Here is a 23,696-nt window from a genome sequence, read left to right as displayed (position 1 = left end):
GATGCGGTCTCGTGGCCCTGTCGGGTTACCAGAAATAATCGAGTCGGGCGTAGTAGTAGCCGCCGTCCACGCCGTACGGGGAGTACCAGCTGTAGGCCGGGTTATCGACCGGGAACAGGTAGAACTGCTTGGCCTGTTGCGAGAGCTGCTCGGGCCGTTTGTTGAAGATGTTCAAGCCGCCCACCGACACCTTGAAGCTGTCGCTGATGTTGTAGCCAACGTCCAGGTCGGTGATGAACGCGGGCTTGATCTTCTCGTCGCGGTTTTCGTTGTAGTAGCTCTTGCCGGTGACCGCCGAGTAGCGGGTTTCCTTGAGCGAGACCTCGAAATCATCGATGTACCAGGTGTGTTGCAGCGCGGTCTTGTTCTTCGGAAACGCGGTTTCCAGGTTGCCCTGCTTGTCGCGCCCGAGGACCGACACACCGGTGCCCGCCAGAGAGTCCGGCTCGTTGATGCCGCGAATCTGCTGCAATTGCTGGGTGCTGGTCAGCGTCCACTTGCCACGGCCCCAAGGCCCGTAATCGACGCGGTAGTCGCCGACCAGGTCGATGCCTCGGGTGCGGGTGTCGGCCAGGTTGCCGTAATACGAAACGGCCTGATTGGTGCTCAGCCCGGACGCGTTCAACAGGGCGGCGACGTTCGGATCGTTCAGGCCACTGAGGGAGCTGGTCTGCAGGATGCGGTCCTTGATGTCGATCTGGTAGAAGTCCACCGACAGGTCGAGGTCTTTCGACGGCGTGGCGACGAAACCAATGCTGTAGTTCTGAGACTTCTCAGGCTTGAGTTTCTTCGACCCCAAGGCCGCTGCCGTCGCCGAACCCGGCACCGCGTAGTTGGTGACCTGCTGCTGCAACTGGCCGGTGATCGGACTGACGCCCCAGGCCGAGGTGCTGGACGAGAAGTGTTGTTGCTGCAACGACGGCGCGCGGAAGCCGTTGTTCACCGTGCCGCGCACCGCGAACGTCGGCGTCAGTTGGTAGCGGGTGGAGAGCTTGCCGCTGGTGGTGTCGCCCACGTCGCTGTAATGCTCGTAACGACCGGCCAGGCTCAGCTCCCATTTGTCGGTGACCTTCTGGGTGAAGTCCACGTAGCCTGCGGTGTTGCTGCGATCCCAGCTGCCCTCTGCCGCCGGACTGAAACCGCCCCAGCCCGCCGAGCCGGAATTCGGGCGCTTGCCCGCGTTCGGCGAGCCGACCGGGTACACGTAGCCGCCGTCGGCGTAAGACTGGAACTCGCCTTTGCGAATCTGATAACTGTCGACGCGGTATTCGATACCGCTCGCGACCCTGAGCGGGTCCTTGAACAGCCCAGTGTCAAAGGCACGGGTGATGTCGAGGTTGTTGGTCCACTGACTGAAGATCGCTTCACCGTTGTCGAAGTCGGTCTTGCTCGCCGGGCCGAACGAAGCGTTGAGGGAATCGTCGTTGTGCAGGTGCAGATCGTTACGACCCCAACTGCTCGACAGGTCCCAATCCCAGCCCAACACGTCCTTGCCCTTGAGGCCGAACACGCTCTGCACGTCGTCTTCGACGGAGCGGAACTTGGGCTGGAAACCGTCCGGATAGATTTCCGGAACGTTCTGCGCCGACACCGCCGTACGGAAGGTGCCGAAGCCGGTGGAGTCGCGGTGGCTGAAGGTCGAGAACGAGTAGAAGTCGAGGTCGTCGTTCAGCGGCAGGTCGAGGTTGTACGAGGTGTTGTAGGTCTGCACCCGAGGCTGACCCATGGTCTGCCGGTAGCGGCTTTCGCCGTACTCGCGAGGGTCATTGCCGGCGTAGATCTTGGTACGATCCGGCACGGCGCCGGCAGCGTTGCTGGTTTCCTGAATCTTGATGTCGGCACTGAGGTTGAAGAAGCCGTCGTTCGGCAATTCAAAACCCTGGTTGGCGGAGGTCTGGCCGGTGGCGCCATAGAAACCCTTGTGGCCTTCCCGCTGTCCGTACTGCCCGTAAATCGCCGAGGCCTGGCCGCCGGATTTGTTGCTCTTCAGGATGATGTTGATCACCCCGGCGATGGCGTCCGACCCGTATTGCGCCGCGGCGCCGTCACGCAGCACTTCGATGTGGTCCACCGCGCTGATCGGGATCAGGTCCAGGTCTACCGGCGACTGACCGTTGGAGGTGGCGGATGACTGGTGGAAGATCTGTGCGGTGTTGTGACGGCGCTTGCCGTTGACCAGCACCAGCACGGCGTTACCGCCCAAGCCGCGAAGGGTCGCCGATTTGACGGCGATCCCGGTGGCGCCGGTGAAACCCGCGTCGTTGGTGTAGGACGGCACCTGCGCAGCCAGGGCATCGCGCAGGTTCTGCTTGCCGGAGCGCGCCAGGTCATCGGCGCTGATCACGTCGATGGGCGCCAGGCTTTGAGCGACCGTGCGTTTCTCGGCCCGCGAGCCGGTCACGACCACGGTTTCCAGTGCGTCCTCACCTTTACCCGATTGCGCGGAGTTTTTCGGAGCGGTGTCATCGGCGAACACGGCCGCGCTGCCACACAGCGTCATCACGCCAATGGACACCATCAACGCGAGCGGTGAGCGTGGGGTATTGATACGAGCATTCATGGGACTACCTGCAAAAAATCAATTTATTGCTGGCGTGGTGGACGTTCCTGGCCATCTAACAAGGATTGTGAAAAGCGGTACCTGGTGGGGTCTTGCGCGTGGAGGTTCTGATGAACTCTGATTGTATAAGGGGCGGACGAATCCCTGTCCTGTTGACACTAAAAGACCAATCCTTCCCGCAGGTGAGTGGTCGTTTCATTCACATAATAATCACCGACGACTCGGGCTTTGTGCAGCAACGGGTTGTGATTCAACACCGTGCGAATATTGCGCCAGTGGCGGTCGAAGTTGTACTTGCGTGACGTGGCTGAGCCACCGCCGACTTCAAACAGTATTTCCGCAGAGCGCAACGCTAGTTTGGCGACCACGACTTGCATCTGTGCATTACTGATCGATCCGTTGATTAATTGCTGATCCAGTGTTGCTACAGCAACAGCCACTGTTTCTGCCGACGCAAGTTGCAAGTCGGCGACTGTAAACAACCCCAGTGAACTGTCGTTGAGTACACGGGCGGTATGAGCGATGAGTGCATCCACCGCATAGGCGTTGGCGGCGATTTCACCCACCACTTGTTGCACGAATTGATCGTCACGGGCGGTGTCTGCCGGGCTGTGCATGGCGGCGCGGGCCTGTTTGCGCACGTACGCCACGGCGTCTTCACGAATGTTGCGCACCACCCCCGCTGCGCAGGCCGCCAAGTGCAGCTGGCGCAGGCTGGAGCAGTGACGACCGACGTCAGCGTTGTGGCTGCGGGTCTTGATTTCGTTGGGGAATACTTCGACGTTGTCCAGCAGCACCCCGCCGCTGGCGGTCAGGCGTTGGCCCATGCCATTCCAGTCATCGAGCACGTTGATGCCCGCGCGGTCGGCGGGCAACAGCACGCTGATCAGCTTGCCACTGTCATCGGTGGCGGAAAACGAGAGGAAGTCCGCGTAGGCCGAGCCCGTGGCGTACCACTTCTTGCCGTCGAGACGGTAGTGATCGCCCACCCGGGTGAGCCGCGTCAGGATGGTGCCCAGCGGCGCGCCGACCTCGGTGTGGGCCCCGGCGAACAGCTTGCCGTCGAGGATTTTGGCGATGTAATCACGCTTTTCAGCCGTGTCCGGGCTGTGAATGACCGCTTCGCTGAAATTGAAATGTGAGCGCAGCGCGTGAGCGACGTTGGGGTCGGCACTGGCCAGGGTGGTGATGAATTCGATGTAGTCCTGCACGCTGCCGCCCGGCCCGCCGAGGTCGCGAGGCACCCGCAGCGCGCCGAGTCCGGCTTCACGAATCAGCGCAAAGGCGGCGAATGGCAGTTCACGTTCCAGGTCTCGACGGGAAGCGTCTTTGGCCACTTCTTCCACCAGCGCCGGAATCCGACCCAGCAAACGCGACAGCGCATCAGCAGATGAAAGTTCATGCCGGACTTGACCCGACTCAATGGAATGATTGAGTGCCACACGTGCCTCATCTAAACAATTTAAAGTAAGTGCACTGCCTGCAGGGGCAGCCCTATAACGTAGTTCGCGCTGGGGCATGTATCCAAACTGACATCGCTGACAGGTGGCCGACAGTAATGTTCCCTCTTTCCTGCGTCAATCATCGACACGGAAAGTACGTATATCGTTTTTATCTATGCTTAGAGTGTCTGTTTGCATAACGTTATGCCCCTTTCGTGCATTGACAAAGGTTATAAGCAAACCGTTAATAGCGCCGCACGAAATGGAATCCTTTAATGAAGATATGGCTGACCTTGAGCCGCGCACTTTGGCGCGCGCTGCTGCATACCTTGCCTACGATGTTGGGCATTCTTTTGATCAACTTTCTTTTGTTGCAACTGGCTCCAGGCGACGCCGCCGATGTGATGGCGGGTGAATCCGGTTCAGCCACCCAAGAAAGCCTTGCGGCATTACGCAGCCAGTTCGGTCTGGATCAGTCGATCCCGGTCCAGCTCTGGCATTACCTGAGCAATCTGGCGCACTTGAACCTGGGCTACTCGCCTCGCTACGGCGCCACGGTGCAAGCGTTGATCAGCCAGCGTCTGGGCACCACCCTGACCCTGATGCTGCTGGCGCTGTTTTTCTCGCTGTTATTTGGCGTGGCCCTCGGCATGCTCATGGCCCGGTGGCAAGGGCGTTGGCCGGATCGGGTGCTGTCGGTGTGCTCGCAGTTCTTCTATTCGGTGCCGGGGTTCTGGATCGGCCTGATGCTGATCGTGGTGTTCTCGGTCAAACTCGGCTGGCTGCCCACCGGGGGGGCGGGTACTATCGGCGCCGACCTTCACGGCTGGGCGGCTGTCGGCGACACCCTGCGTTTCATGGCCTTGCCGGCCAGTTCGCTGGCGTTGATCTACATCGCCATCTACGCCCGGCTGACCCGCGCCTCGATGCTCGAAGCCGGTGCCCAGGATTACGTGCGCACGGCGCAAGCCAAGGGCCTGTCGCCGTGGGTGATCACCTTCAAACACGTGTTGCGCAATGCCCTGCTGCCGATCACCACGATGGCCGGCCTGCACTTCGGCGGCATGCTTGGGGGTGCCGTGGTCATCGAAACGGTGTTCAGCCTGCCAGGGTTGGGCCGATTGGCGTATGACGCGGTGATGGCCCGGGATTACAACGTGCTGCTGGGCATTCTGCTGATTTCCTCGCTGCTGGTGATCATCACCAACGTGCTGGTGGACCTGCTGCAAACCTGGCTTGACCCACGCATTCGGAGTCACCGATGAGCGCCCGCCGCAGCCCTGGGCTGCGCCGCTTTCTGCGCAATCCCACCGCGTTGGCCGGTCTGGCCTTTCTGATGGTGATCACCCTGCTGGCGGTGTTCGCGCCGCTGATTTATCCCGGCGACCCGCTGGGCATGGAAGCCGACGCCTTGCTCTGGCCGGGGCAGGATTGGCATTACCCGTTGGGCACCGATGCGCTGGGGCGCGACGTCATGGCCGGGGTGGTCCATGGCGGGCGGGTGTCGTTACAAGTGGGCATCCTGGCCAGCCTGTTCGGCGTGCTGCTCGGCCTGAGCATTGGCGCGGTGGCCGGTTACTTCGGCGGCAAGCTGGATTACGGCCTGCAACGGCTGATCGAGATCTTCCAGACCATGCCCAGCTTCGTGCTGCTCGTCGCGCTGGTGGCCATCGCGCAGCCCTCAGTGCCGACGCTGATTTTCGCCATCGGGGTGATTTCGTGGCCCACCGTCGCCCGACTGGTGCGCGCCGAAGTGCGCTCGATTCGGGAGCGCGAATACATCCTCGCCGCCCGCAGCGTGGGTTACAGCCACCTGCGCATCATCGCGCTGGAAGTGCTGCCCAACATCCTGCCGACGCTGATCGTCACCACGTCGATCATGGTCGCCTCGGCGGTGCTGATGGAGTCGGCGCTGTCGTTCATGGGCCTGGGCGATCCGAATCAGGTGAGCTGGGGCAGCATGATCGGCAGCGGCCGGGAGCAGATCCGCACCGCGTGGTACCTCACCGCGATTCCCGGTCTGGCGATCTTCCTGACCGTCCTCGCCTTCAACCTGATCGGCGACGGCCTCACCGACGCGTTCAACCCCTCCCGCGACCGGGCGTCCAAATGAGCCCGTCGCTGTCCTTAGTGCCCTTCTATGGAAACCCACCATGAGCCTGACTCGACGCCAGTTGCTGGTTTACGCCGGTGCCACCGCCACCCTGTTACAGCTGACACCCCGCTTCTCCTTCGCCGATGAACCGCCCGTGCGCGGCGGCACCCTGAGAATGCACATCGCCATCGAGCCGCCGATTCTGGTCAATCTGACGCACACCGCAGGCGCCACCGTGTACATCGCGGGCAAGATCACTGAGGGCTTGTTGACGTACGACCTGGACCTCAACCCGAAACCGCAGCTGGCCACGGCCTGGACGGCGAGCGACGACGGCCTCGAATACACCTTCACCCTGCGTCAGGGCGTGAAATGGCACGACGGCCAGGACTTCACCGCTGATGACGTGGTGTTCTCCCTGCAAACCCTCAAGGCCTCCAACCCGCGAGGCCGTGCGACCTTCGCCAACGTCGCCAGCGTTACGGCCGTCAACCCGCATCTGGTGCAGCTCAAACTCAGCAAACCTGCGCCGTACTTGCTCAAGGCCCTGGCCGCCTGCGAGTCGCCCATCGTGGCGAAACACGTGTACGGCGACGCCCGCCCGGAGACCCATGCCAACGCCACCGCACCCATCGGCACCGGGCCGTTCGTGTTCAAGGAGTGGGTGCGCGGCAGCCATGTGATCCTCGAACGCAACCCGAATTACTGGGACGCGCCGAAGCCGTATCTGGACCGGGTGATCGTGCGCTTCATCGCAGACTCGGCGGCGACGGTGGCCGCGCTGGAAGCGGGGGAAATCGACATCTCCACGGGTGGCGTGCCCCTCAGCGACATCGAGCGGATCAAGACCAATCCGCGCCTGAGCGTCGATGATCGCGGCGAGCCCTACGTCAACAGCATCACCCGCATCGAGTTCAACTTCGATAACCCGTACTTGCAGAAACACGCCGTGCGCACGGCCATTGCCCACGCGATCAACCTGGACTTCATCCGCAAGACCATCTTCCTCGGCTACGGCAAACCGCTGTACGGGCCGATCAGCCCGGACATGAAAAACTTCTACAGCCCGGACCTGCCCCGCTACGCCTTCGACGTGGCCAAGGCCAACGAATTGCTGGACCAGGCCGGATTGCCGAAAGACAGCAGCGGCGTGCGCTTCAAGCTGACGCTGGACCCATTGCCGGGCCCTGAAACCTACCGGCGCACGGCGGACTACATCAAACAGGCGCTGGCGAAAGTCGGCATCCAGGTGACCCTGCGTTCCCAGGATTTCGCGACCTACGTGAAGCGGGTGTACACGGATCGGGATTTCGACTTCACGCTGAACGGCATGAGCAACCTGTTCGACCCGACCGTGGGCGTGCAACGGTTGTATTGGTCGAAGAATTTCAAGCCAGGGGTGCCGTTTTCCAATGGCGCGCATTACAGCAACCCGAAGGTCGACCAGTTGCTGGAAGCGGCCGCGATAGAGACGGACGTGCAGAAGCGTTTCGGGTTGTTTGCGGAGTTCCAGAAGGTTGTCGTCGAAGACTTGCCGGATTTGGGCGTCATGACCTTGGCAAACCCGGTGGTCTACGACAAACGCGTGACCGATTTCTTCGTCGGCGCCGAAGGGTTGGGCGGGAACGGAGCGCAGATTTACCTTAAAGGTTGAGTGAATTCGCTCCCTCAGGGGATTCTGAGTCGCCACGCAATGTTTCATTTGGCGCGGACTGAACTGTGGGAGCGAATTTATTCTGGGCGGCATTCCGACGAAGGTGTTTCAGGCGACAGAGATGCAGCGGCTGTACTGACCTCTCGCGAATGAATTCGCTCCTACAGGGGGTTCGCGCTGCCGCACTGTTCGTAGCCTGGCGCGGACCCAACACCGTGGGAACGATCCATAAAAAAACAGGTTGCCCTCCGCCTGAGAAGCAACCTGTAAAAGCCTGAATCCTGATGTGCTGAGGCGACTAAATCGTCACTTGGCCGTGATCACCGACAGCTTGGTAATCCCCGCCTTTTCAATCGACGCCATGGCCCGGGCCACCTCGCCATAATTCACGCCGTTGTCCGCCTGCAACTGCACCCGCACGTCGGCATTTTTGTCCTTGGCCGAACGCAGGTTGGTCTCCAGCAGATCGGGCTGAATTTCATCCTTGTTGATGAACAGCTTGCCCTTGTCATCGATGCTCACCACCAGCGGGTCTTTCTGTTCCACCGGGGCGACGGCCTCGGTCTTGGGCAGGTTGATCGGGATGGAGTTGGTCAGCAGCGGCGCGGTGACGATGAACACCACCAGCAGCACCAGCATCACGTCCACCAGCGGCGTGACATTGATTTCACTCAGCACTTCATCGCTGTCTTGTGTGGAGAAAGCCATCTCAGGACGCCTCCTTCACTTTCTGGCCCGCACCGGTGGCGCCGGATTTCAGCACCGGGTGCAGCAGCACGCGGAACGCATTTTTCTGCGCCAGGCTGTAGAAATCGTGGGCAAAGTCATCCAGGTCCGCAGCGGTCAGTTTCAGACGACGCAGGTAATAGTTGTAAACCAGTACCGCTGGCACCGCGACAGCGATCCCGACACCGGTCGCCACCAACGCCGCACCAATCGGGCCCGCCACAGTTTCGAGGCTCGCCGAGCCCGCCGCGCTGATGCCCTTGAGTGCCGACATGATCCCCCAGACGGTCCCGAACAGGCCGATGAAGGGCGACGTGCTGCCGATGCTGGCGAGGATGGCAAGACCGGTTTCCAGCGAGCGGCGCTCGCGGACGATCTGCTGCCGCAAGGCACGTTCAAGGCGGTCCTGATGATTGATGGCCTGGCTCAAATCGGCGGCCTGCCCGCCTTCTGGCACCTGAATCGCGGCGTAGCCCGCCAAGGCGACACGGGCCGCAGCACCGGGTCGGGTCTGGGCCAGCTCAGCGGCGGAATCCAGGCTCGACGCCGCCCAGAATTGCTTGTGGAATTTCTTGTCCTGCCCCTTGAGACGGGCGAACTGCACACCTTTCAGCAGGGCCAGGCCCCACGTGGCGACGGAGAAGACGATCAGCAGCCAGATGACCGCGTGTTCGATGGAATCGAAGGGGGAAGCGATGAGGTTCATGTGAGGCTCTCCAACAAGGCAAGGGATCGTTGTAGCGATGCGCCTTTTGTCAGGTGGCCCGCGGTGTCACGAATAGGGGTTGAACGTTATTTGATCTTGAAATCGATGGGCACGCTGACCCAGCCGTCGATCGGGTCATTACCCTGTTTGGCCGGGACGAAACTCCAGCGTTTCACCGCCGCTTGCGCAGCGTCGTCGAGCTGCTCATGGCCGCTGCTTTTCTGGACCTGGATTTCGCTCGGCTTACCGGTGCCCAGCACATGCACACGCAGCAACACGGTGCCTTCCCAGCTACGCCGCATCGCCAGCGCCGGGTATTCCGGGGCCGGGTTATGCAGGTAACCGGCGCTGGCGGAGGCCGGGGTGATGGGCGCCGGGGCGGGTGGAGCCGGCGGTGCAGGCGCCGCAACCGGTTGTGGAGGTGTGGGCGGAGCAGGCGGTTGCTCGACCGGTTTGGCCACCGGTTTAGGCACGGGCTTCACCACAGGTTTTGGCTTGGGAATCGGTTTGGGCGGCGGCGGTTTCACGGCCAGTTCGTCTTCCACCGGAGGCGGCGGTTCGACCACGGGTTGAGGAATCGGCTCGGGCGGTGGTGGCGGTGTTTCGACCACAGGCGGCGCGGGCTGGGAGAACTCGATGGTCATCGGCGGGATTTCTGGCGGCACCACCGGCAAGGCTGGCGTCGGCGTGCTGTTGACCCAATAGATCACGGCGCCGTGCAAGACCAGCGCGAACGCACCGAGCAGCACGGCCTCTCGCCGACTCAGAATGCGCCGGGGCGTGGTGTGCAGCCGCGACAGCGCCAACGGCCCTCGATAGACCCGGCCCAGGTCGAGCAGCTCGCCGCCCGGCGCCTGACGCCAGAGCACGTCCAGTGCATTGGCGGTTTGGGCATTACTCATGTGTCACTCCTGCATGTCCACTTAAGGATGACAACGGCGTTCCAGAGCGTCTGACCTGCCGCAGTCACCTGCCGAATAATCCACGATTCGTTTTATCTCTTAAAAGAATATTTAGGTCGAAGACGCTTTGAATCAGGCATAAGCGACGCCCCGTGGCCTCGCTGATATTGCTGAATAAGCTAATAGCCAGAAGGTATTTAAAGATTATTTCTTAGAACTCTATGATTCAGCGCTTGGCGTTCGCCACCGTTTACGTCGACCCACATACTTCGAGCACGAATCCATCATGCCCAGCCCTTCCGACACCCGCCGTATTCTCCTTCGCCGTCCGCTGTTCGCGGGGCTGAGTCTCGCCCTCGCCCTTGCGTTCGTTTTGCCGTCAAGCGCTCAGGCACGGGAGACGGTGCGCATCGGCTATCAGAAATCGTCGACGCTGATCACATTGCTCAAGGCCCAGGGCACGTTGGAAAAAGCGCTGGGCAACGACAATATCGACATCAGCTGGCACGAGTTCCCGAGCGGGTTGCCACTGCTGGAAGCGTTGAACATCGGCAACGTCGACATCAGCGCGGATGTCGCCGACACCGTGCCCATTTTCGCCCAGGCCGCTCAGGCCAAACTCACCTATTTCGCTGAAGAGTCGGCCTCCCCCAGTGCGCAGGCCATCGTCGTCTCCAAGGATTCGCCGATCCAGCAACTGGCCGACCTGAAAGGCAAGAAAGTCGCCGTCACCAAAGCGGCGGGTACCCATTACCTGTTGATCGCGGCGCTGAACAAGGCAGGCCTGACCTTCTCCGACATTCAGCCCGCCTACCTCACACCGGCTGACGGTCGAGCGGCGTTCGAGAACGGCAAGGTCGATGCGTGGGTCACGTGGGAACCCTTCCTGACCAGCGTTCAGCGCCAACTGCCGACCCGCACCTTGACTGACGGCACCGGTCTGGCGAGCTACAAACGCTATTACCTGACCAGCACCGCGTACGCGGGCGCGCATCCGGAGGTGCTGAAGTTGGTGTATCAGCAGCTGCAGGAAGCGGGCAGCTGGATCAAGAAGAACCCTAAAGATGCCGCGAAAGTGCTGGGTCCGCTGTGGGGCAATCTGGACGTGGAAACCGTGGAATCCGCCAACGCCCATCGCAGCTATCAGGTCGAGCCGGTGAAGGCTGATCAGTTGGGCGAACAGCAAAAAATCGCCGATGCGTTTTTCGCCGCGGGTCTGCTGCCGAAGGCCGTGGATGCCAAGGACGTGGGCATCTGGACGCCCTGATTCGTCGCCACTGGCTCAATCTCACGCAACCGATTTTCGTTCACTTCCTATCGAGCACTGTTCATGAAAGGCCTGAAATCGCTGTCTGCTGCAATCGGCTCCGCCGTGCTGTTCAACGCACTGTTCGCCTCCTCCGCATTTGCCGGTCTGCTGGAAAAAGGCCGCACCCAAGGCCTGACCGCCGGGATCGCCAACGAGCAGCCTTACGCCTACATCGACACCACCGGCAAGACCGTCGGCGCCAACGTCGAGATTCTGCAAGCCATTCTCGGGCAATTGGGCATCAGCAAAATCGAAACCCCCATCACAGAATTCGGTTCGCTGGTGCCGGGGCTGGCGGCGGGACGTTTTGACCTGATCGGCGCGGGCCTGTTTATCAATCCGGCGCGCTGCAAGGTGATCGGCTATTCCAACCCGGTGACCCGCTCGGGCGGCGCGTTCATCGTCAAGGCCGGCAACCCGTTGAAGCTGCACAGCCTCAAGGATGTGGCCGCCAACGGTAAAGCGCGACTGGCGACGCAGCCGGGCAGCAACCAGGTGCAGGAAGCCAAAGACAGCGGCATCGCCACCAGCAACGTCGTACTGCTGGACAAGGACACCGACGCCCTCGCCGCGCTGCAAGCCGGTCGCGTGGACGTGGTGTATTTCCCGGACGCGGAGATCATCAACCTAGTCAAGAAAGCCAACGACCCAAGTATCGAGCGCGCCCTGCCGTTCGACCAGATCCCCGACACGGAAGGCAAGCCGACCTGGAATTACCACGCTTACGGTTTGCCGAAAAACGATCCTGAATTCACCCAGGCCTTCAACGGGGAACTGGCGAAACTGCGGGCGTCGGGTGAGCTGCTGAAGATATTGCAGAAGTACGGCTACACCGAAAATGAACTGGCTCCGGCGGATGTGACGGCGGAGCAGCGGTGTAACCGTTGAGGCTTCGTCTGACGCGGAATCAACTGTAGGAGCGAATTCAGTGTCGCCACGCAATGTTTCGTCTGACGCGGACTGAACTGTGGGAGCGAATTCATTCGCGAAGGTATTTCAGGCGCTGGAGATGTGTCGGCTGTACTGCCCTTTTCGCGAATAAATTCGCTCCCACAGGGATTCCGTGTCGCCACACAATGTTCCGTCTGACGCGGACTGAACTGTGGGAGCGAATTCATTCGCGAAGGTATTTCAGGCGCTGGAGATGTGTCGGCTGTACCGCCCTTTTCGCGAATAAATTCGCTCCCACAGGGATTCCGTGTCGCCACGCAATGCTTGGTCTGACGCGGACTGAATCTGTAGGAGCGAATTCATTCGCGAAGGTATTTCAGGCGCTGGAGATGTGTCGGTTACACCGCCCTCTTCGCGAATAAATTCGCTCCTACAGGGATTTCGTGTCGCCACGCAATGTTTGGTCTGACGCGGACTGAATCTGTAGGAGCGAATTCATTCGCGAAGGTATTTCAGGCGCTGGAGATGTGTCGGTTATACCGGCCTCTTCGCGAATAAATTCGCTCCTACAGGGATTTCGTGTCGCCACGCAATGTTTGGTCTGACGCGGACTGAATCTGTAAGGGATTCCGAGTCGCCATACAAAGCCGCGTCTGGCACAGGACGCTGCCTTTACCGGCCCCAACCCACACGAGTACGGCCATGTTCTTCGATTCTCCCGCCGTGGAAACGGCACGTTTCATTGCCCATCAGCTGGCCAACGGCGCATGGGTCACGCTCCAGCTCACGTTCTTCGCTCAGTTGATCGTCATCGTGATGTCGTTCGTCATCGCCCTGATGCGGCTCTCGCCCTGGCGAGTCCTGCGCTGGATCGCCACGGTCTACGTTGAAATCCTGCGGGGTATTTCGGCCCTTGTGCTGCTGTTTTACCTGTTCTTCATCCTGCCGCTGTTCGGCATCAGCCTGTCGCCGATGACCACCGGCATTCTCGGGCTGGGCCTTACCTTTTCCGCCTATGGCTCGGAGATCGTGCGCTCGGCCCTGAACAACGTCAGCCTCGGTCAGCGTGATGCCTTGCGCGCACTGGACTTCGACTCCATCACCGCCTTCCGCCGCATCGTGTTGCCGCAAGCCCTGCCCTTCATGCTGCCGCCCATGGGCAACCAACTGGTCGAACTGCTGAAAACCACCTCGCTGGTGTCATTGATCACCCTGAGCGACCTGACCTTTTCCGGCGGCCAGTTGATCACCACCCTCGGCCAACAAACGCTGATCTGGAGCATCGTGCTGGTCTGCTACTTCGCCATGGCCTGGCCGTTGAGCTGGCTGGTGAAACGCTACGAGCGCCACATCACGTCCTGGCGTCGCGGAGGTGCGAGATGATCTTCGACCCCGCATTCGCCTGGTCCATCATCCCGGACCTGTTCGACGGTTTGTTGGTGACCGTGCAGGTGGTGATTCTGGGCTTCCTCCTCGCGACGCTGATCGGCCTGCTGCTGGCGATTGCCCAACGTACACGGCACACCGTGATCAGGCGGCTGAGCAGCGCCTACCTGAGTTTTTTCCGCAACACCCCACTGATGGTGCAGCTGTACGTGCTGTTTTTCGCCCTGCCGTTGGCGGGGATCACGCTGCCAGCGATGTCCACGGGGGTGATCGGCCTGGGCCTGTATTACGGCTCGTACATCGCCGAAGGGTTTCGCGGCGCCATCGAAGGCGTACCGGCCGGTCAATGGGAAGCGGCCCGGGCACTGGACTTCCACGCCACGACGACCTGGCGCCGCATCGTCTTGCCTCAGGCGCTGAAACCAATGGTGCCGGTGCTCGGCAATTACCTGATCGGCATGTTCAAGGAAACACCTCTGTTGGCGGTCATCAGCATTCCCGAGCTGTTCCAGGCGGCCAAACAGATCGCGGGCATGAGCTACCGCTACAACGAGCCGTACACGGTCATGGCGCTGATGTTCCTCGCCATCAGCATCCCCACTTCCCTGCTGTTCAAATACTTCGAAAGGCGCAGTCATGTCTGATCTCACACACGGCCTCCCCCTCGGTTCGCCGCAGATCGTCCTCAACGGCGTGGTGAAGCAATTCGGTGAAAACCGGGTGATCGATCATCTGGATTTGAGCATTCCCCAAGGCCAGAAAGTCGCGCTGATCGGCCCCAGCGGTTCGGGGAAGTCCACGGTTTTGCGCCTGATCAAAGGGCTCGAAACCTACCAGCAAGGGCGTATCGAAGTGGCGGGCGCCAACGTGCCTGCGCGGTCCTCTGGCTGGCGCTGGCCAGGGTCGAAGAAGGCGCCGGTGGTGCATCGGGTGGGCATGGTGTTCCAACAGTTCAACCTGTTCCCGCACCTGACCGTGCAGGAGAACGTGACGGAGGCGCCGTTTCGGGTGCTGAAACTGAGTCGTGAAGAGGCATTGGCCCGCGCCCATGAATACCTGGGGTTGGTGGGCTTGAGCCACAAGGCCGACGCCTACCCGGCGCAGTTATCGGGCGGGCAGCAGCAGCGCGTGGCGATTGCCCGCGCGCTGGCGATGCGGCCGCAGGTGATGCTGTTCGATGAAGTGACCTCGGCCCTCGACCCGGAATTGGTCGGTGAGGTGTTGGCGGTCATTCGCGCCATTGCCCATGAGCAGCAGATGACCATGCTGCTGGTGACCCACGAAATGAAATTCGCCCAGGACATTGCCGACCGGGTGCTGTTCATGGAAGCCGGGAAAATCGTTGCGGACGGCACGCCCGATCAGATTCTCGTCAACCCGCAGAACGAACGGACGCGGCGGTTTTTGAATGTGGTGGAGCGGCGGTGAATCAGTGACGACGCCTTCGCTGCCGTCGTAACCTCCGGCGTCTCCCACAAGGATCTTTGGCGTATCGAGGCGCTGTGCCCGACGCAGATCCTGTAGGAGCTTCTGGAGGTTACGACAGTGGCGAAAGCGGTAGGTCAGACCCTCATCCATCACTGACTCACCGCCCACGCGCTGGAAACGACCTTACGGCTTCCAGTCCCCACCTTCGACGATCACCGCCGCAGGGTCGGTGCCATCGGCCAGTTGGCTGCGCACATACTGGTCGTAGAGCTTGAGCAGGTATTTTTCCTTGCCCAGAGTGGCGAGTTCGGTGTTCACCCAATCACGCAGCTCGACGTTGCCTTTCTTCACCGCCGGGGCAATCGGTGCTTCGTCGCCCAGTTTTTGGGTCAGCACGCGATAGCCGGGGTTTTGCTTGGCCCAGCTGAACAGCACCAGGTTGTCCTGCGCGTAGGCATCGCCGCGACCGTTGGCCAAGGCTTGCAGCGACTCGGAGTTCTTCTCGAATTTCAGCAGTTTCCAGTCCGGGTGGTTCTTGGTCAGCCAGATGTCCGCCGTGGTGCCAGTAGTGACGATGGTGGTCTTCTTGGCCAGGTCATCAAGGCTCTTCACGTCGCTCTTCTCCGGCACCAGCGCCTGCACCGCCACGCGCAGGTTCGGGTGGGTGAAGTCCACGACTTGGGCGCGCTCCGGGGTCACGGTCATGTTGGCCAGGATCAGGTCAACCTTGTCGCTTTGCAGGAACGGAATACGGCTGGCCGGCTCGACCACCACGAATTCGATTTTCTTTTCGTCACCCAGCAGATCCTTGGCGAAACGGCGGCCCAGGTCGGTATCGAAACCCACGTAGTCGCCCTTCTCGTTGACGAAGCCGAACGGCGGTTTGTCGCTGAACACGCCCACCACCAGCTTGTCGCGGGCCTTGATCTTGTCCAGATACCCTTCGGCATGGGCAGCGACGCTGCCCCACAATCCGAGGGCCAGTAGAGGGAAAACGAGGGCAGTTTTAAGATTCACGGTGCATTCCTTTTAGGCATATTTTCTACGTAGGAGAATTTCTCCAGAAACTGCTGCGCGCGTGCGGTCTGCGGGGAGCTGAAGAAGGTTTCGGGGTCGGCCTGTTCGACGATGCGGCCACCGTCCATGAACAGCACCCGGTCCGCCACCGCACGGGCAAAGGCCATTTCGTGGGTGACGATCAACAGGGTCATGCCGCTGCGCGCGAGGTCGAGAATCACCTCCAGCACTTCCTTGACCATTTCGGGGTCGAGGGCAGCAGTCACTTCGTCGAACAGCATGACGTTGGGGTTCATGCATAACGCACGGACGATGGCGATGCGTTGCTGCTGGCCACCGGACAACTCGCGGGGAAAGGCGTCGCGTTTGTCCAGCAGGCCGACCCGCGCCAACAGCGTTTCGGCTTGCTGCCGCGCCTCGGCCTTCGGGCGTTTCTGCACGTTGACCGGGCCCAGCAAAATGTTGTCCAGCACGCTCATGTGCGGAAACAGGTGATAGCTCTGGAACACCATGCCGATCTGCTGGCGAACGAGGCGCCAGTCGGTGTTGGCCGCCAGCTCGCGCCCCATGAAACGGTAGTGCCCGGCGTGGCCCGCTTCGAGCCCGTTCAGGCAACGCAGCAAGGTGCTTTTGCCACAGCCGCTGGGGCCGAGAATGACCAGCACCTCGCCCTCTTTGACCTGGAGATCGACGTCCTGCAACACCGGGACATCGCCAAAACGTTTACTGAAACCGGACAGCTCTATCAATGCACTCATGCGTGACTCCAGCGTCGCTCAAGCACACGAGATGCGGCTGACAACGGGTAGCAGACGAGAAAGAAAAACAGGAACAGGAAGCCGTAGATCAGCACCGATTCGTAGGTGCGCTCGATGATTTGCTGGCCGATCTTGATCACATCGACCACGCCGATCAGCACCGCCAGCGAGCTGGTTTTGATGATGCGGGTGAACACGTTGATCATCGGCGGCGTCATGCGCTGCAAGGCCTGGGGCAACAAGACCCGGCCATACAAACCGGGCAAACCCAGACCGATGGCCAGACCGGCCTCGCGCTGACCACGGGGGATCGAACGCAAGGCGCCGCGCACCACTTCGCCGGTTTCGCTGATGCCCCAGAGGGACAACACCAGCACCGCGCACCAGAAGCCCGGAATGCTCCAGCCGAAAAAGATCGGCAAGCCGAAGAAGAACAGGTACAGCCACACCAGCACCGGAATCGCCCGAAACGCTTCCAGGTAAATCAGCAGGATCGTGTCCAGCCAGCGAATGCCCAGGTTGCGCAGCACGCCATACGCCAGGCCGCCGACGCTGCTGAACACAATGGCCAGCGCGGAAATGCCCAGCGTGCGACCGATCCCCGTCAGCAATTGCGGTGCCGACACCCACAGCAACTCAAGACCCGAACTGGCCATGCTGGAGCCTCCTTTCAATCACGCGCAGCAACAGCGACAGCGGCACGAACAGCAGCACGCACAGACCGGTCATGACCGCGAGCATTTCGTAGGTCTTGTAGTACAACGCGATGTAGTTTTTGGTGGTGTACAGAATCTCGGGCACAGCCACCGCCGAGACCACGGTGGTTTCCTTGAGCAGGAACACGAAGTTGGCGAACAATGCAGGCAGGCTGAGGATGCCCGCTTGCGGCAGGATCACATGACGCAGCAACTGCCAGCGCGACAGGCCAATCGACAGCCCCGATTCGATCTGCGCCTTGGGCACCGCCGCGACACCGGCCCGGAGGATTTCCGTGAGGTACGCCCCGCCGAGAAAGGTCATGGCGATGATTGCCGAGGCAAATCCGGAGATGCGGATGCCGATGCTCGGCAGCGCGAAGTAGATGAAAAACAGTTGAATCAACAGCGGCGTGTTCCGCGCCAGTTCAACGTACCAGCGCACCAGGCGTTGCAGCACGGGCACTTCGAATACGGCGATGGCGGCGTTGATCAAGGCGACGCACAACGAGGTGGCGATGGCGATCAACCCGACTTGCAGGGTGACCCCCACCGCGACGAGAAACGCGGGCAAGGTGGACAGCGCAAAATCGACATCGAAATTCATGGCGATTCACGCGAGGGCAGGCAGCCCCAGGACGCAGGGAAAGACAACAACGGACACTCCTGAACGATCAGACACAACGCGCCGGGCAGCGCATCGCGGGATGGATTCTGGGGATTGCAGGCTTTGTGCCATGCGTCATTAGCGCCGTTTTCAAGGCCTGCAGACGTCGAATGATGGACGTAACTGTCTGTTTTAAAGCATTTTTGTTCGGGCGGTGTTGCTGGAGCAACAGCAGGCGAGCCGTCTTTCAAGTTTGAAAGGTCGATCGATAGCATTATGCGAACTTCGCGCCATCTATAGCCGCTGAACGTCATTAGCCGACCGCTTCGGCGGCGCCGTGAAAGGCGTATGATTCGGCCAGCAGACACGCCTAAGCTAATGCCAAAATGATATTTAAAACAAAATTAATAGAACCTTATGCTCCATGCCTGACCGCCGTTCGCTGTGACCGGCGCCGACTTTCAACCAAGGCATCGACCCCCATGATCAAGACACATTGGACGGCCCCTCTCTCTTTGGCATTGAGCGTGTTTGCGTTCTCAATGGCCGCCCAGGCCGCTGACCTCACGTTCGGCTACATCACCGGCATCGACCCGGTGAAGCGCGCCATCGCCGACGGTGAGTACGAAAAAGCCATCGGCCAGAAAATCGACTGGCGCCAGTTCGACGCGGGCCCTGCGGTGATCGCGGCGATGGCCTCGGGTGACGTGCAAATCGGCAATTTGGGGTCGAGTCCGCTGGCAGCGGCGGCGTCAAGGAAAGTGCCGCTGGTGGCGTTCATCGTCACCTCGCAGATTCAGAGTTCCGAAGCGCTGGTGGTGCGTAATGGCAGCGGCATCGACAAACCGGAAGACCTGATCGGCAAGAAAATCGCCGTGCCGTTCGTGTCCACCTCGCACTACAGCCTCCTTGGCGCATTGAAGCACTGGAACATCGATCCGAAGAAAGTCACCATCCTCAACCTGACCCCGTTGCAGATCACGGCAGCGTGGAAACGTGGCGACATTGATGGCGCGTTCACGTGGTCGCCTGCGTTGGGCGAAATCCGCAAGTCCGGCAAGATTCTGACCGACGCCGGGCAGGTGTCGCAGTGGGGTTCACCGACGTTTGAAGTCTGGGTGGCACGCAAGGATTTTGCCGAGAAACACCCGGACGTCGTCGCCAGTTTTGCCAAGGTCAGTCTGGCCGCCATTGCGGATTACACAGCCCATCGTAGCGAGTGGACGGCCGACTCCACGCCGGTCAAGACCATTGCGCGGTTCACCGGTGCCAATGCAGCGGACGTTCCGGAGTTGCTGGACGGCTCGCACTTCCCCACGGCGGCAGAACAGAAATCGCCTGAATTGTTGGGTGGCGGAACCGTGACGGCGATTGCCAAGACGGCGGAGTTTTTGAAGGATCAGGGGAAGATTGAAAGCGTACTGCCGGATTATTCGGCGTATGTGAGTGAGCAGTTCATTGCCAAATAGGTGACCGCTTCCACAATCGAGGAATGCCGGCGACGGTGATTCCTGGAGGAGCGAATTTATTCGCGAGAGGCCCGTTTGGTCGATGGATCGGCATTGCCTGACCCACCTTCGCGAATGAATTCGCTCCCACAGCTCTGTTGTAGGGCGCCCACAAGGTTATCGAGGCATTCCACCCGAGGACCGCCTGACGATCTTGATCGAATGCTTGATGTTGGGCTTGCGCGTCACGCTGATGGCCCGTTTGGTCACGGTGTCCAGCGTGATGTTCCAGAACCCGCTGCTCGGCACGACGATTTTCGCGGGGAACCGGTCGAACGCGCCGCCGTGGTAGGTGTGCCGGCCGCCGTTCTTGAAGCTGCGAAAGTTGGCGTCGCTCATGAGCCGGATGTTGCACACGCCCGACGACTCGATGACCACGATGTCACCTTCATTGAGGTGCTCGCGCTGATGGATGTATTTCATGGGGAACCACAGACAGGACAGACAAGCCGCGAGAATATCACGGCGGCCTGCCCCGCTCCCCGGCTACATCGTCAGGTACGCCTTGCGCACCGCCTCGTTCGCCGCCAGTTCCGCCATGCTGCCCTCATAGCGCACCAGCCCCTTCTCCAGCACGTAGGCCCGGTCCGACACCAGCCCGGCAAAGTGCAAATTTTGCTCGGACAGCAGAATGCTCGCGCCCTTGGCTTTCAACGCCAGGATCATGTGCGCCATCTGCTCGACGATCACTGGCGCGACCCCTTCTGACGGCTCATCCAGCAGGATCAGAAACGGATTGCCCATCAGCGTGCGCGCCACGGTCAGCATCTGCTGCTCGCCGCCACTCATCTGCCCGCCCGGCCGGTCCTGCATGGCGCCGAGGTTGGGAAAGAACTCGAACAGTTGTTGCGGCGTCCAGTTCAGTGCCTCGGTGCCGTCCGGCCAATGCCGGTTGGCCTGACGCCCCACTTCCAGGTTCTCGGTCACGGTCAGGTGAGTGAACACGCGCCGGTCTTCAGGGACGAACCCCAGCCCCAGCCGCGCCCGCTCAAAGGGCGCCAGCGCCGAGATGTCCTGCCCCATGAAGTGAATGCCACCCTGACGCCGCGCCAGCATGCCCATCAACGCCTTGAACGTGGTGGACTTGCCCGCGCCGTTGCGCCCCATCAAGGCCACGACTTCGCCGCGTTTCACGTTGAGATTCAGGTCGTACAGCACCTGGGCCGCGCCGTACCAAGCGTTGAGGCCGGTGACTTCCAGGAGCGATTCACCGACTGAAGCGGCCTCCGGGCGTTGCGTGGACAGCACTGCGTTCATACCTGCACCTGCGACTGAGCGATTTCGTTTTCGAACGTCTTGCCGGTACCGAAATACACTTCCTGCACCTTCGGGTGATTGCGGATGTACTGCGCGTCGCCCTCGGCAATCAAACGCCCACGGGCCAGGACGATCATCCGGTCGGCGTAGGCAAAGACCACGTCCATGCTGTGCTCAGTGAAGAGCACGGCCATCTTGCGCTCCACCACCAGCCGCTTGGTCAGTGCCATCAGGTCGTTGCGTTCTTCCGGCCCCATCCCCGCCGTGGGTTCGTCCATCAGCAGCAGTTTCGGGTCGTTGGCCAGGCCCATTGCCAGTTCCACCCGCTTGACGTCGCCGTACGCGAGTTCGCTGCACGGACGTTCGGCGTGCCGCTGCATGCCGACTTGGGCGAGCAAGTCCATGGCCTCTTCGCGGTACTGTTTGCGCGCCGAGGTGAACAACGAAAAGCCTTTGCCGTGATGGGAAAGCAACGCCATCTGCACGTTTTCCACCACGGTCAGCGAGGCGAAGGTTTCGGCGATCTGGAAGGTGCGGCCCACCTGCATGCGACAGATGTCTCGCGGGCGTTTGCCCACCAGTTCCTGACCCAGCAGACGGATCGAACCGCCCGAGGCCTTGAGCTGCCCGCCGACCATGTTGAAGGTGGTCGACTTGCCTGCGCCGTTGGGGCCGATCAAGGCCAATAGCTCGCCTTCGTGCAGGTCGAAGTTGATGCCGTCAACGGCCCGGACGCCGCCGAAGGACTTGTTCAAGTCACGTACTTGCAGAAGCGTCATGCCTGTTTCTCCATCACCGTTGCGGCGCTCGACTCATGCGTCGGCGACCGGGATCGCCACGCGTGCCACCACCCGCCCACTTGTTGAAAGAACCCGGCGATGCCCTGCGGAAAGACCAGTACCAGCAGCAGGATCACGCCGCCAAACACCGCCCGCCAATAGTCGGTGGCGCGCATGATCGAGTCCTGCAAGACGCTGAAAACACTGGCGCCGACCACCGGACCCAGCAGGTTCTGAATGCCGCCGAGCAGGACCATCACCAGCCCGTCCACCGACTTGCCGACCGCCATGGCGTCCGGCGAGATGCTGCCCTTGGAGAAGATGTACAGAGTGCCCGCCAGTCCGGCGAACACCCCGGCGATGACGAACGCCAGCCATTGCACGCGTTTGACGTCGATGCCGATGGCGTCGGCGCGCAAGGCTGAATCCCGCGCCGCCCGCAGGCTGTAGCCAAACGGCGCGAACAGGATGCGTCTGACCAGAAAAATACTCACCGCCACTAAAATCAGCGTCAGGTAGTAATAGCGCGTGCCGTCGAGCCAGGCCGACGGCCAGATGCCGGTGATGCCGTTGGAGCCGCCGGTGACGTCCTCCCACTGGAATACCACCGACCAGACGATCTGCGAGAACGCCAGCGTCAGCATTGCCAGGTACACCCCCGACAAGCGCACGCAGAACCAGCCGAAGACGAACGCGCCCAACCCCGCCACCAGCGGCGCGAAAGCAAAGGCCATCGGCATGGGCATCGTCAGCACCTTGAACAGAATCGCTGCGCCGTACGCTCCCAGCCCAAAGTACGCGGCATGGCCGAACGAGTGCATGCCACCGGGGCCCATGATGAAGTGCAGGCTCACCGCGAACAGCACGGTCACCAACACGTCTTGAGTCAGCACGCTGGCATAGGGCAGCCAGGTCGAGAGCAGTGGCAGCACGGCCAATACCAGCAACACCACACCGACCAGCCATTTGAACGAGGTCGAACCCGGTCGCATCGGGGCTTCTACCGGCGCCGAGTTGCGGCTGGTGGCTTGCGGTTTGCCCATCAGGCCCCACGGCCGGATCACCAGCACCACGGCCATGACCAGGAACTCGATCACCAGCGTGAGTTTGGAGAACGACACGCTGATGCCGAACAGGGTGACCGACCCCAAGCCGATGCACAGCGCCTTGATTTCGGCGATCAGCAGGGCCGCGACATAAGCCCCCGGCAACGAACCCATGCCGCCCACCACCACGATGACGAAGGCCTCGCCGATGGTGCGCAAATCGAGGGAAAGGCTGGCCGGTTCGCGGGGCAACTGCACCGCGCCCCCGAGCCCCGCCAGCATCGCGCCCAACGCGAAGACGCTGGTGAACAACCACGCCTGATTGACGCCGAGGGCGCCGAGCATTTCCCGGTCCTGAGTCGCCGCGCGGACCAGCACGCCCCAGCGGGTGCGCACCAGCAACAGCCACACCAGACCGAGCACGAGCGGCCCGATGGCAATCAGGAAAAAGTTATAGGTGGGGAACTGACGCCCCAGAATATCGATGGAGCCGGACAACCCCGGTGCACGACGACCGAGCAGTTCTTCCGCGCCCCAATAGCCGAGCACCGCGTCGTTGATGACCAGCACCAGGGCGAATGTGGCCAATAACTGGAACAGTTCCGGCGCCTTGTAGATGCGGCGCAGCAGAACGATTTCCACCACAGCGCCAATCAGGCCCACGGAAATCGCCGCCAGCGCCAACCCGAGCCAGAACCCGGCCGCGCCCATCGACCCCATGAGGTGTTCGACGATGGAATAGGCGATGTACAGCCCGAGCATGTAGAACGAGCCATGGGCGAAGTTGACGATGCGGGTCACGCCGAAGATCAGCGACAACCCCGCCGCCACCAGAAACAGCGACGACGCTTCGGCCAAGCCGTTGAGTAACTGTGAAAATAACGCTGAAAAGTCCATGACGCCCTCGATCTGGAGGTGGAACGGTGTAGC

General features: G+C 61.2%; 22 protein-coding genes and 1 pseudogene. 9 read left to right on the top strand and 14 right to left on the bottom strand.

Annotated elements, in window-relative coordinates:
* Positions 1-25 precede the first annotated feature (25 nt).
* Both ACIQAL_RS18600 and ACIQAL_RS18595 read right to left on the bottom strand, forming a co-directional pair.
* Positions 26-2,560, bottom strand: coding sequence for a TonB-dependent receptor plug domain-containing protein (locus ACIQAL_RS18600; RefSeq protein WP_401148081.1), 2,535 nt, complete (start codon positions 2,558-2,560; stop codon positions 26-28).
* A 158-nt stretch (positions 2,561-2,718) separates the two neighbouring features.
* The gene (locus ACIQAL_RS18595) at positions 2,719-4,002 is read right to left on the bottom strand and encodes an acyl-CoA dehydrogenase family protein (protein ID WP_401148078.1); all 1,284 of its coding nucleotides are present in this window, start codon (positions 4,000-4,002) and stop codon (positions 2,719-2,721) included.
* 275 nt (positions 4,003-4,277) lie between these two features.
* Here ACIQAL_RS18595 and ACIQAL_RS18590 point away from each other — a divergent pair, with 275 nt between their 5' ends.
* From ACIQAL_RS18590 to ACIQAL_RS18580, 3 genes are read left to right on the top strand one after another with little or no spacing between them, the layout of a single operon-like run.
* A complete protein-coding gene (locus ACIQAL_RS18590; RefSeq protein WP_401148076.1) occupies positions 4,278-5,267 on the top strand; it encodes an ABC transporter permease in 990 nt (329 codons plus the stop codon).
* The gene (locus ACIQAL_RS18585) at positions 5,264-6,115 is read left to right on the top strand and encodes an ABC transporter permease (protein ID WP_401148074.1); all 852 of its coding nucleotides are present in this window, start codon (positions 5,264-5,266) and stop codon (positions 6,113-6,115) included. The genes ACIQAL_RS18590 and ACIQAL_RS18585 overlap by 4 nt, the downstream gene beginning before the upstream one ends.
* 40 nt (positions 6,116-6,155) lie before the next feature.
* Complete coding sequence (locus tag ACIQAL_RS18580) at positions 6,156-7,751, top strand: ABC transporter substrate-binding protein (protein ID WP_401148071.1); 1,596 nt, start codon at positions 6,156-6,158, stop codon at positions 7,749-7,751.
* Between the two features lie 306 nt (positions 7,752-8,057).
* Here the strand turns inward: ACIQAL_RS18580 and ACIQAL_RS18575 are convergent, their stop codons facing one another.
* From ACIQAL_RS18575 to ACIQAL_RS18565, 3 genes are all read right to left on the bottom strand, one after another.
* Positions 8,058-8,459 carry a biopolymer transporter ExbD gene (locus ACIQAL_RS18575; protein WP_166594380.1) on the bottom strand — a complete coding sequence of 134 codons (402 nt, stop codon included), beginning with the start codon at positions 8,457-8,459 and terminating at the stop codon, positions 8,058-8,060.
* A gap of 1 nt (position 8,460) precedes the next feature.
* Positions 8,461-9,183, bottom strand: a complete 723-nt coding sequence (locus tag ACIQAL_RS18570; protein ID WP_401148068.1) for a MotA/TolQ/ExbB proton channel family protein — start codon at positions 9,181-9,183, stop codon at positions 8,461-8,463.
* Between the two features lie 86 nt (positions 9,184-9,269).
* Entirely contained in the window at positions 9,270-10,085 is an 816-nt protein-coding gene (locus tag ACIQAL_RS18565) for an energy transducer TonB (protein ID WP_401148065.1), read from the bottom strand.
* Between the two features lie 286 nt (positions 10,086-10,371).
* Between ACIQAL_RS18565 and ACIQAL_RS18560 the strand changes: the two genes are divergently transcribed.
* From ACIQAL_RS18560 to ACIQAL_RS18540, 5 genes are all read left to right on the top strand, one after another.
* Positions 10,372-11,352: an aliphatic sulfonate ABC transporter substrate-binding protein gene (locus ACIQAL_RS18560; protein WP_401148063.1), complete on the top strand. Its 981-nt coding sequence runs from the start codon at positions 10,372-10,374 to the stop codon at positions 11,350-11,352.
* A gap of 63 nt (positions 11,353-11,415) precedes the next feature.
* A complete protein-coding gene (gene ehuB / locus ACIQAL_RS18555; protein ID WP_401148061.1) occupies positions 11,416-12,282 on the top strand; it encodes an ectoine/hydroxyectoine ABC transporter substrate-binding protein EhuB in 867 nt (288 codons plus the stop codon).
* Between the two features lie 705 nt (positions 12,283-12,987).
* Complete coding sequence (gene ehuC / locus ACIQAL_RS18550) at positions 12,988-13,668, top strand: ectoine/hydroxyectoine ABC transporter permease subunit EhuC (protein ID WP_401148059.1); 681 nt, start codon at positions 12,988-12,990, stop codon at positions 13,666-13,668.
* On the top strand, positions 13,665-14,315 hold the full coding sequence (gene ehuD, locus ACIQAL_RS18545) for an ectoine/hydroxyectoine ABC transporter permease subunit EhuD (protein WP_401148056.1): 651 nt from the start codon (positions 13,665-13,667) through the stop codon (positions 14,313-14,315). Before ehuC ends, ehuD begins: the two co-directional genes overlap by 4 nt.
* Positions 14,308-15,099, top strand: coding sequence for an amino acid ABC transporter ATP-binding protein (locus ACIQAL_RS18540; RefSeq protein ID WP_401148055.1), 792 nt, complete (start codon positions 14,308-14,310; stop codon positions 15,097-15,099). The genes ehuD and ACIQAL_RS18540 overlap by 8 nt, the downstream gene beginning before the upstream one ends.
* A gap of 183 nt (positions 15,100-15,282) precedes the next feature.
* Here the strand turns inward: ACIQAL_RS18540 and ACIQAL_RS18535 are convergent.
* The 5 genes and pseudogenes from ACIQAL_RS18535 to ACIQAL_RS18515 all read right to left on the bottom strand — a co-directional run.
* Positions 15,283-16,044 (bottom strand): annotated as a pseudogene (locus tag ACIQAL_RS18535) (transporter substrate-binding domain-containing protein); the annotation flags it as partial.
* A 68-nt stretch (positions 16,045-16,112) separates the two neighbouring features.
* Positions 16,113-16,874, bottom strand: coding sequence for an amino acid ABC transporter ATP-binding protein (locus tag ACIQAL_RS18530; RefSeq protein WP_401148052.1), 762 nt, complete (start codon positions 16,872-16,874; stop codon positions 16,113-16,115).
* On the bottom strand, positions 16,871-17,530 hold the full coding sequence (locus ACIQAL_RS18525) for an amino acid ABC transporter permease (protein WP_401148050.1): 660 nt from the start codon (positions 17,528-17,530) through the stop codon (positions 16,871-16,873). The genes ACIQAL_RS18530 and ACIQAL_RS18525 overlap by 4 nt, the downstream gene beginning before the upstream one ends.
* The gene (locus ACIQAL_RS18520) at positions 17,511-18,176 is read right to left on the bottom strand and encodes an amino acid ABC transporter permease (protein WP_401148047.1); all 666 of its coding nucleotides are present in this window, start codon (positions 18,174-18,176) and stop codon (positions 17,511-17,513) included. The genes ACIQAL_RS18525 and ACIQAL_RS18520 overlap by 20 nt, the downstream gene beginning before the upstream one ends.
* A complete protein-coding gene (locus ACIQAL_RS18515; protein WP_401148044.1) occupies positions 18,173-18,451 on the bottom strand; it encodes a hypothetical protein in 279 nt (92 codons plus the stop codon). Before ACIQAL_RS18515 ends, ACIQAL_RS18520 begins: the two co-directional genes overlap by 4 nt.
* A gap of 207 nt (positions 18,452-18,658) precedes the next feature.
* Here ACIQAL_RS18515 and tauA point away from each other — a divergent pair, with 207 nt between their 5' ends.
* Positions 18,659-19,645: a taurine ABC transporter substrate-binding protein gene (gene tauA, locus ACIQAL_RS18510; RefSeq protein ID WP_401148042.1), complete on the top strand. Its 987-nt coding sequence runs from the start codon at positions 18,659-18,661 to the stop codon at positions 19,643-19,645.
* A gap of 156 nt (positions 19,646-19,801) precedes the next feature.
* On the opposite strand, the gene ACIQAL_RS18505 is transcribed toward tauA, so the two are convergent.
* The 4 genes from ACIQAL_RS18505 to ACIQAL_RS18490 all read right to left on the bottom strand — a co-directional run bounded on the left by ACIQAL_RS18505 (position 19,802) and on the right by ACIQAL_RS18490 (position 23,663).
* Entirely contained in the window at positions 19,802-20,107 is a 306-nt protein-coding gene (locus ACIQAL_RS18505; protein WP_401148039.1) for a DUF1883 domain-containing protein, read from the bottom strand.
* A 63-nt stretch (positions 20,108-20,170) separates the two neighbouring features.
* The gene (locus ACIQAL_RS18500; RefSeq protein WP_401148036.1) at positions 20,171-20,941 is read right to left on the bottom strand and encodes an ABC transporter ATP-binding protein; all 771 of its coding nucleotides are present in this window, start codon (positions 20,939-20,941) and stop codon (positions 20,171-20,173) included.
* Positions 20,938-21,720 carry an ABC transporter ATP-binding protein gene (locus tag ACIQAL_RS18495; protein WP_166594365.1) on the bottom strand — a complete coding sequence of 261 codons (783 nt, stop codon included), beginning with the start codon at positions 21,718-21,720 and terminating at the stop codon, positions 20,938-20,940. The genes ACIQAL_RS18500 and ACIQAL_RS18495 overlap by 4 nt, the downstream gene beginning before the upstream one ends.
* On the bottom strand, positions 21,717-23,663 hold the full coding sequence (locus tag ACIQAL_RS18490; protein ID WP_401148033.1) for an ABC transporter permease: 1,947 nt from the start codon (positions 23,661-23,663) through the stop codon (positions 21,717-21,719). The genes ACIQAL_RS18495 and ACIQAL_RS18490 overlap by 4 nt, the downstream gene beginning before the upstream one ends.
* Between the last annotated feature and the right edge of the window lie 33 nt (positions 23,664-23,696).

It is taken from the genome of Pseudomonas sp. NPDC088368, assembly GCF_044753445.1.
GTDB classification, from domain to species: Bacteria; Pseudomonadota; Gammaproteobacteria; order Pseudomonadales; family Pseudomonadaceae; genus Aquipseudomonas; species Aquipseudomonas bambusae.
The sequence above is the reverse complement of the archived record's forward strand: the minus strand, read 5'-3'. Positions and strand labels throughout refer to the sequence as shown.

Bases quoted from the DNA above. Each gene is read 5' to 3' on its own strand.
- ACIQAL_RS18600 (WP_401148081.1), bottom strand. From the start codon at position 2,560: ATGAATGCTCGTATCAATACCCCACGCTCACCGCTCGCGTTGATGGTG.
- ACIQAL_RS18590 (WP_401148076.1), top strand. From the start codon at position 4,278: ATGAAGATATGGCTGACCTTGAGCCGCGCACTTTGGCGCGCGCTGCTG.
- ACIQAL_RS18585 (WP_401148074.1), top strand. From the start codon at position 5,264: ATGAGCGCCCGCCGCAGCCCTGGGCTGCGCCGCTTTCTGCGCAATCCC.
- ACIQAL_RS18580 (WP_401148071.1), top strand. From the start codon at position 6,156: ATGAGCCTGACTCGACGCCAGTTGCTGGTTTACGCCGGTGCCACCGCC.
- ACIQAL_RS18575 (WP_166594380.1), bottom strand. From the start codon at position 8,459: ATGGCTTTCTCCACACAAGACAGCGATGAAGTGCTGAGTGAAATCAAT.
- ACIQAL_RS18570 (WP_401148068.1), bottom strand. From the start codon at position 9,183: ATGAACCTCATCGCTTCCCCCTTCGATTCCATCGAACACGCGGTCATC.
- ACIQAL_RS18565 (WP_401148065.1), bottom strand. From the start codon at position 10,085: ATGAGTAATGCCCAAACCGCCAATGCACTGGACGTGCTCTGGCGTCAG.
- ACIQAL_RS18560 (WP_401148063.1), top strand. From the start codon at position 10,372: ATGCCCAGCCCTTCCGACACCCGCCGTATTCTCCTTCGCCGTCCGCTG.
- ehuB (WP_401148061.1), top strand. From the start codon at position 11,416: ATGAAAGGCCTGAAATCGCTGTCTGCTGCAATCGGCTCCGCCGTGCTG.
- ehuC (WP_401148059.1), top strand. From the start codon at position 12,988: ATGTTCTTCGATTCTCCCGCCGTGGAAACGGCACGTTTCATTGCCCAT.
- ehuD (WP_401148056.1), top strand. From the start codon at position 13,665: ATGATCTTCGACCCCGCATTCGCCTGGTCCATCATCCCGGACCTGTTC.
- ACIQAL_RS18540 (WP_401148055.1), top strand. From the start codon at position 14,308: ATGTCTGATCTCACACACGGCCTCCCCCTCGGTTCGCCGCAGATCGTC.
- ACIQAL_RS18530 (WP_401148052.1), bottom strand. From the start codon at position 16,874: ATGAGTGCATTGATAGAGCTGTCCGGTTTCAGTAAACGTTTTGGCGAT.
- ACIQAL_RS18525 (WP_401148050.1), bottom strand. From the start codon at position 17,530: ATGGCCAGTTCGGGTCTTGAGTTGCTGTGGGTGTCGGCACCGCAATTG.
- ACIQAL_RS18520 (WP_401148047.1), bottom strand. From the start codon at position 18,176: ATGAATTTCGATGTCGATTTTGCGCTGTCCACCTTGCCCGCGTTTCTC.
- ACIQAL_RS18515 (WP_401148044.1), bottom strand. From the start codon at position 18,451: ATGCTATCGATCGACCTTTCAAACTTGAAAGACGGCTCGCCTGCTGTT.
- tauA (WP_401148042.1), top strand. From the start codon at position 18,659: ATGATCAAGACACATTGGACGGCCCCTCTCTCTTTGGCATTGAGCGTG.
- ACIQAL_RS18505 (WP_401148039.1), bottom strand. From the start codon at position 20,107: ATGAAATACATCCATCAGCGCGAGCACCTCAATGAAGGTGACATCGTG.
- ACIQAL_RS18500 (WP_401148036.1), bottom strand. From the start codon at position 20,941: ATGAACGCAGTGCTGTCCACGCAACGCCCGGAGGCCGCTTCAGTCGGT.
- ACIQAL_RS18495 (WP_166594365.1), bottom strand. From the start codon at position 21,720: ATGACGCTTCTGCAAGTACGTGACTTGAACAAGTCCTTCGGCGGCGTC.
- ACIQAL_RS18490 (WP_401148033.1), bottom strand. From the start codon at position 23,663: ATGGACTTTTCAGCGTTATTTTCACAGTTACTCAACGGCTTGGCCGAA.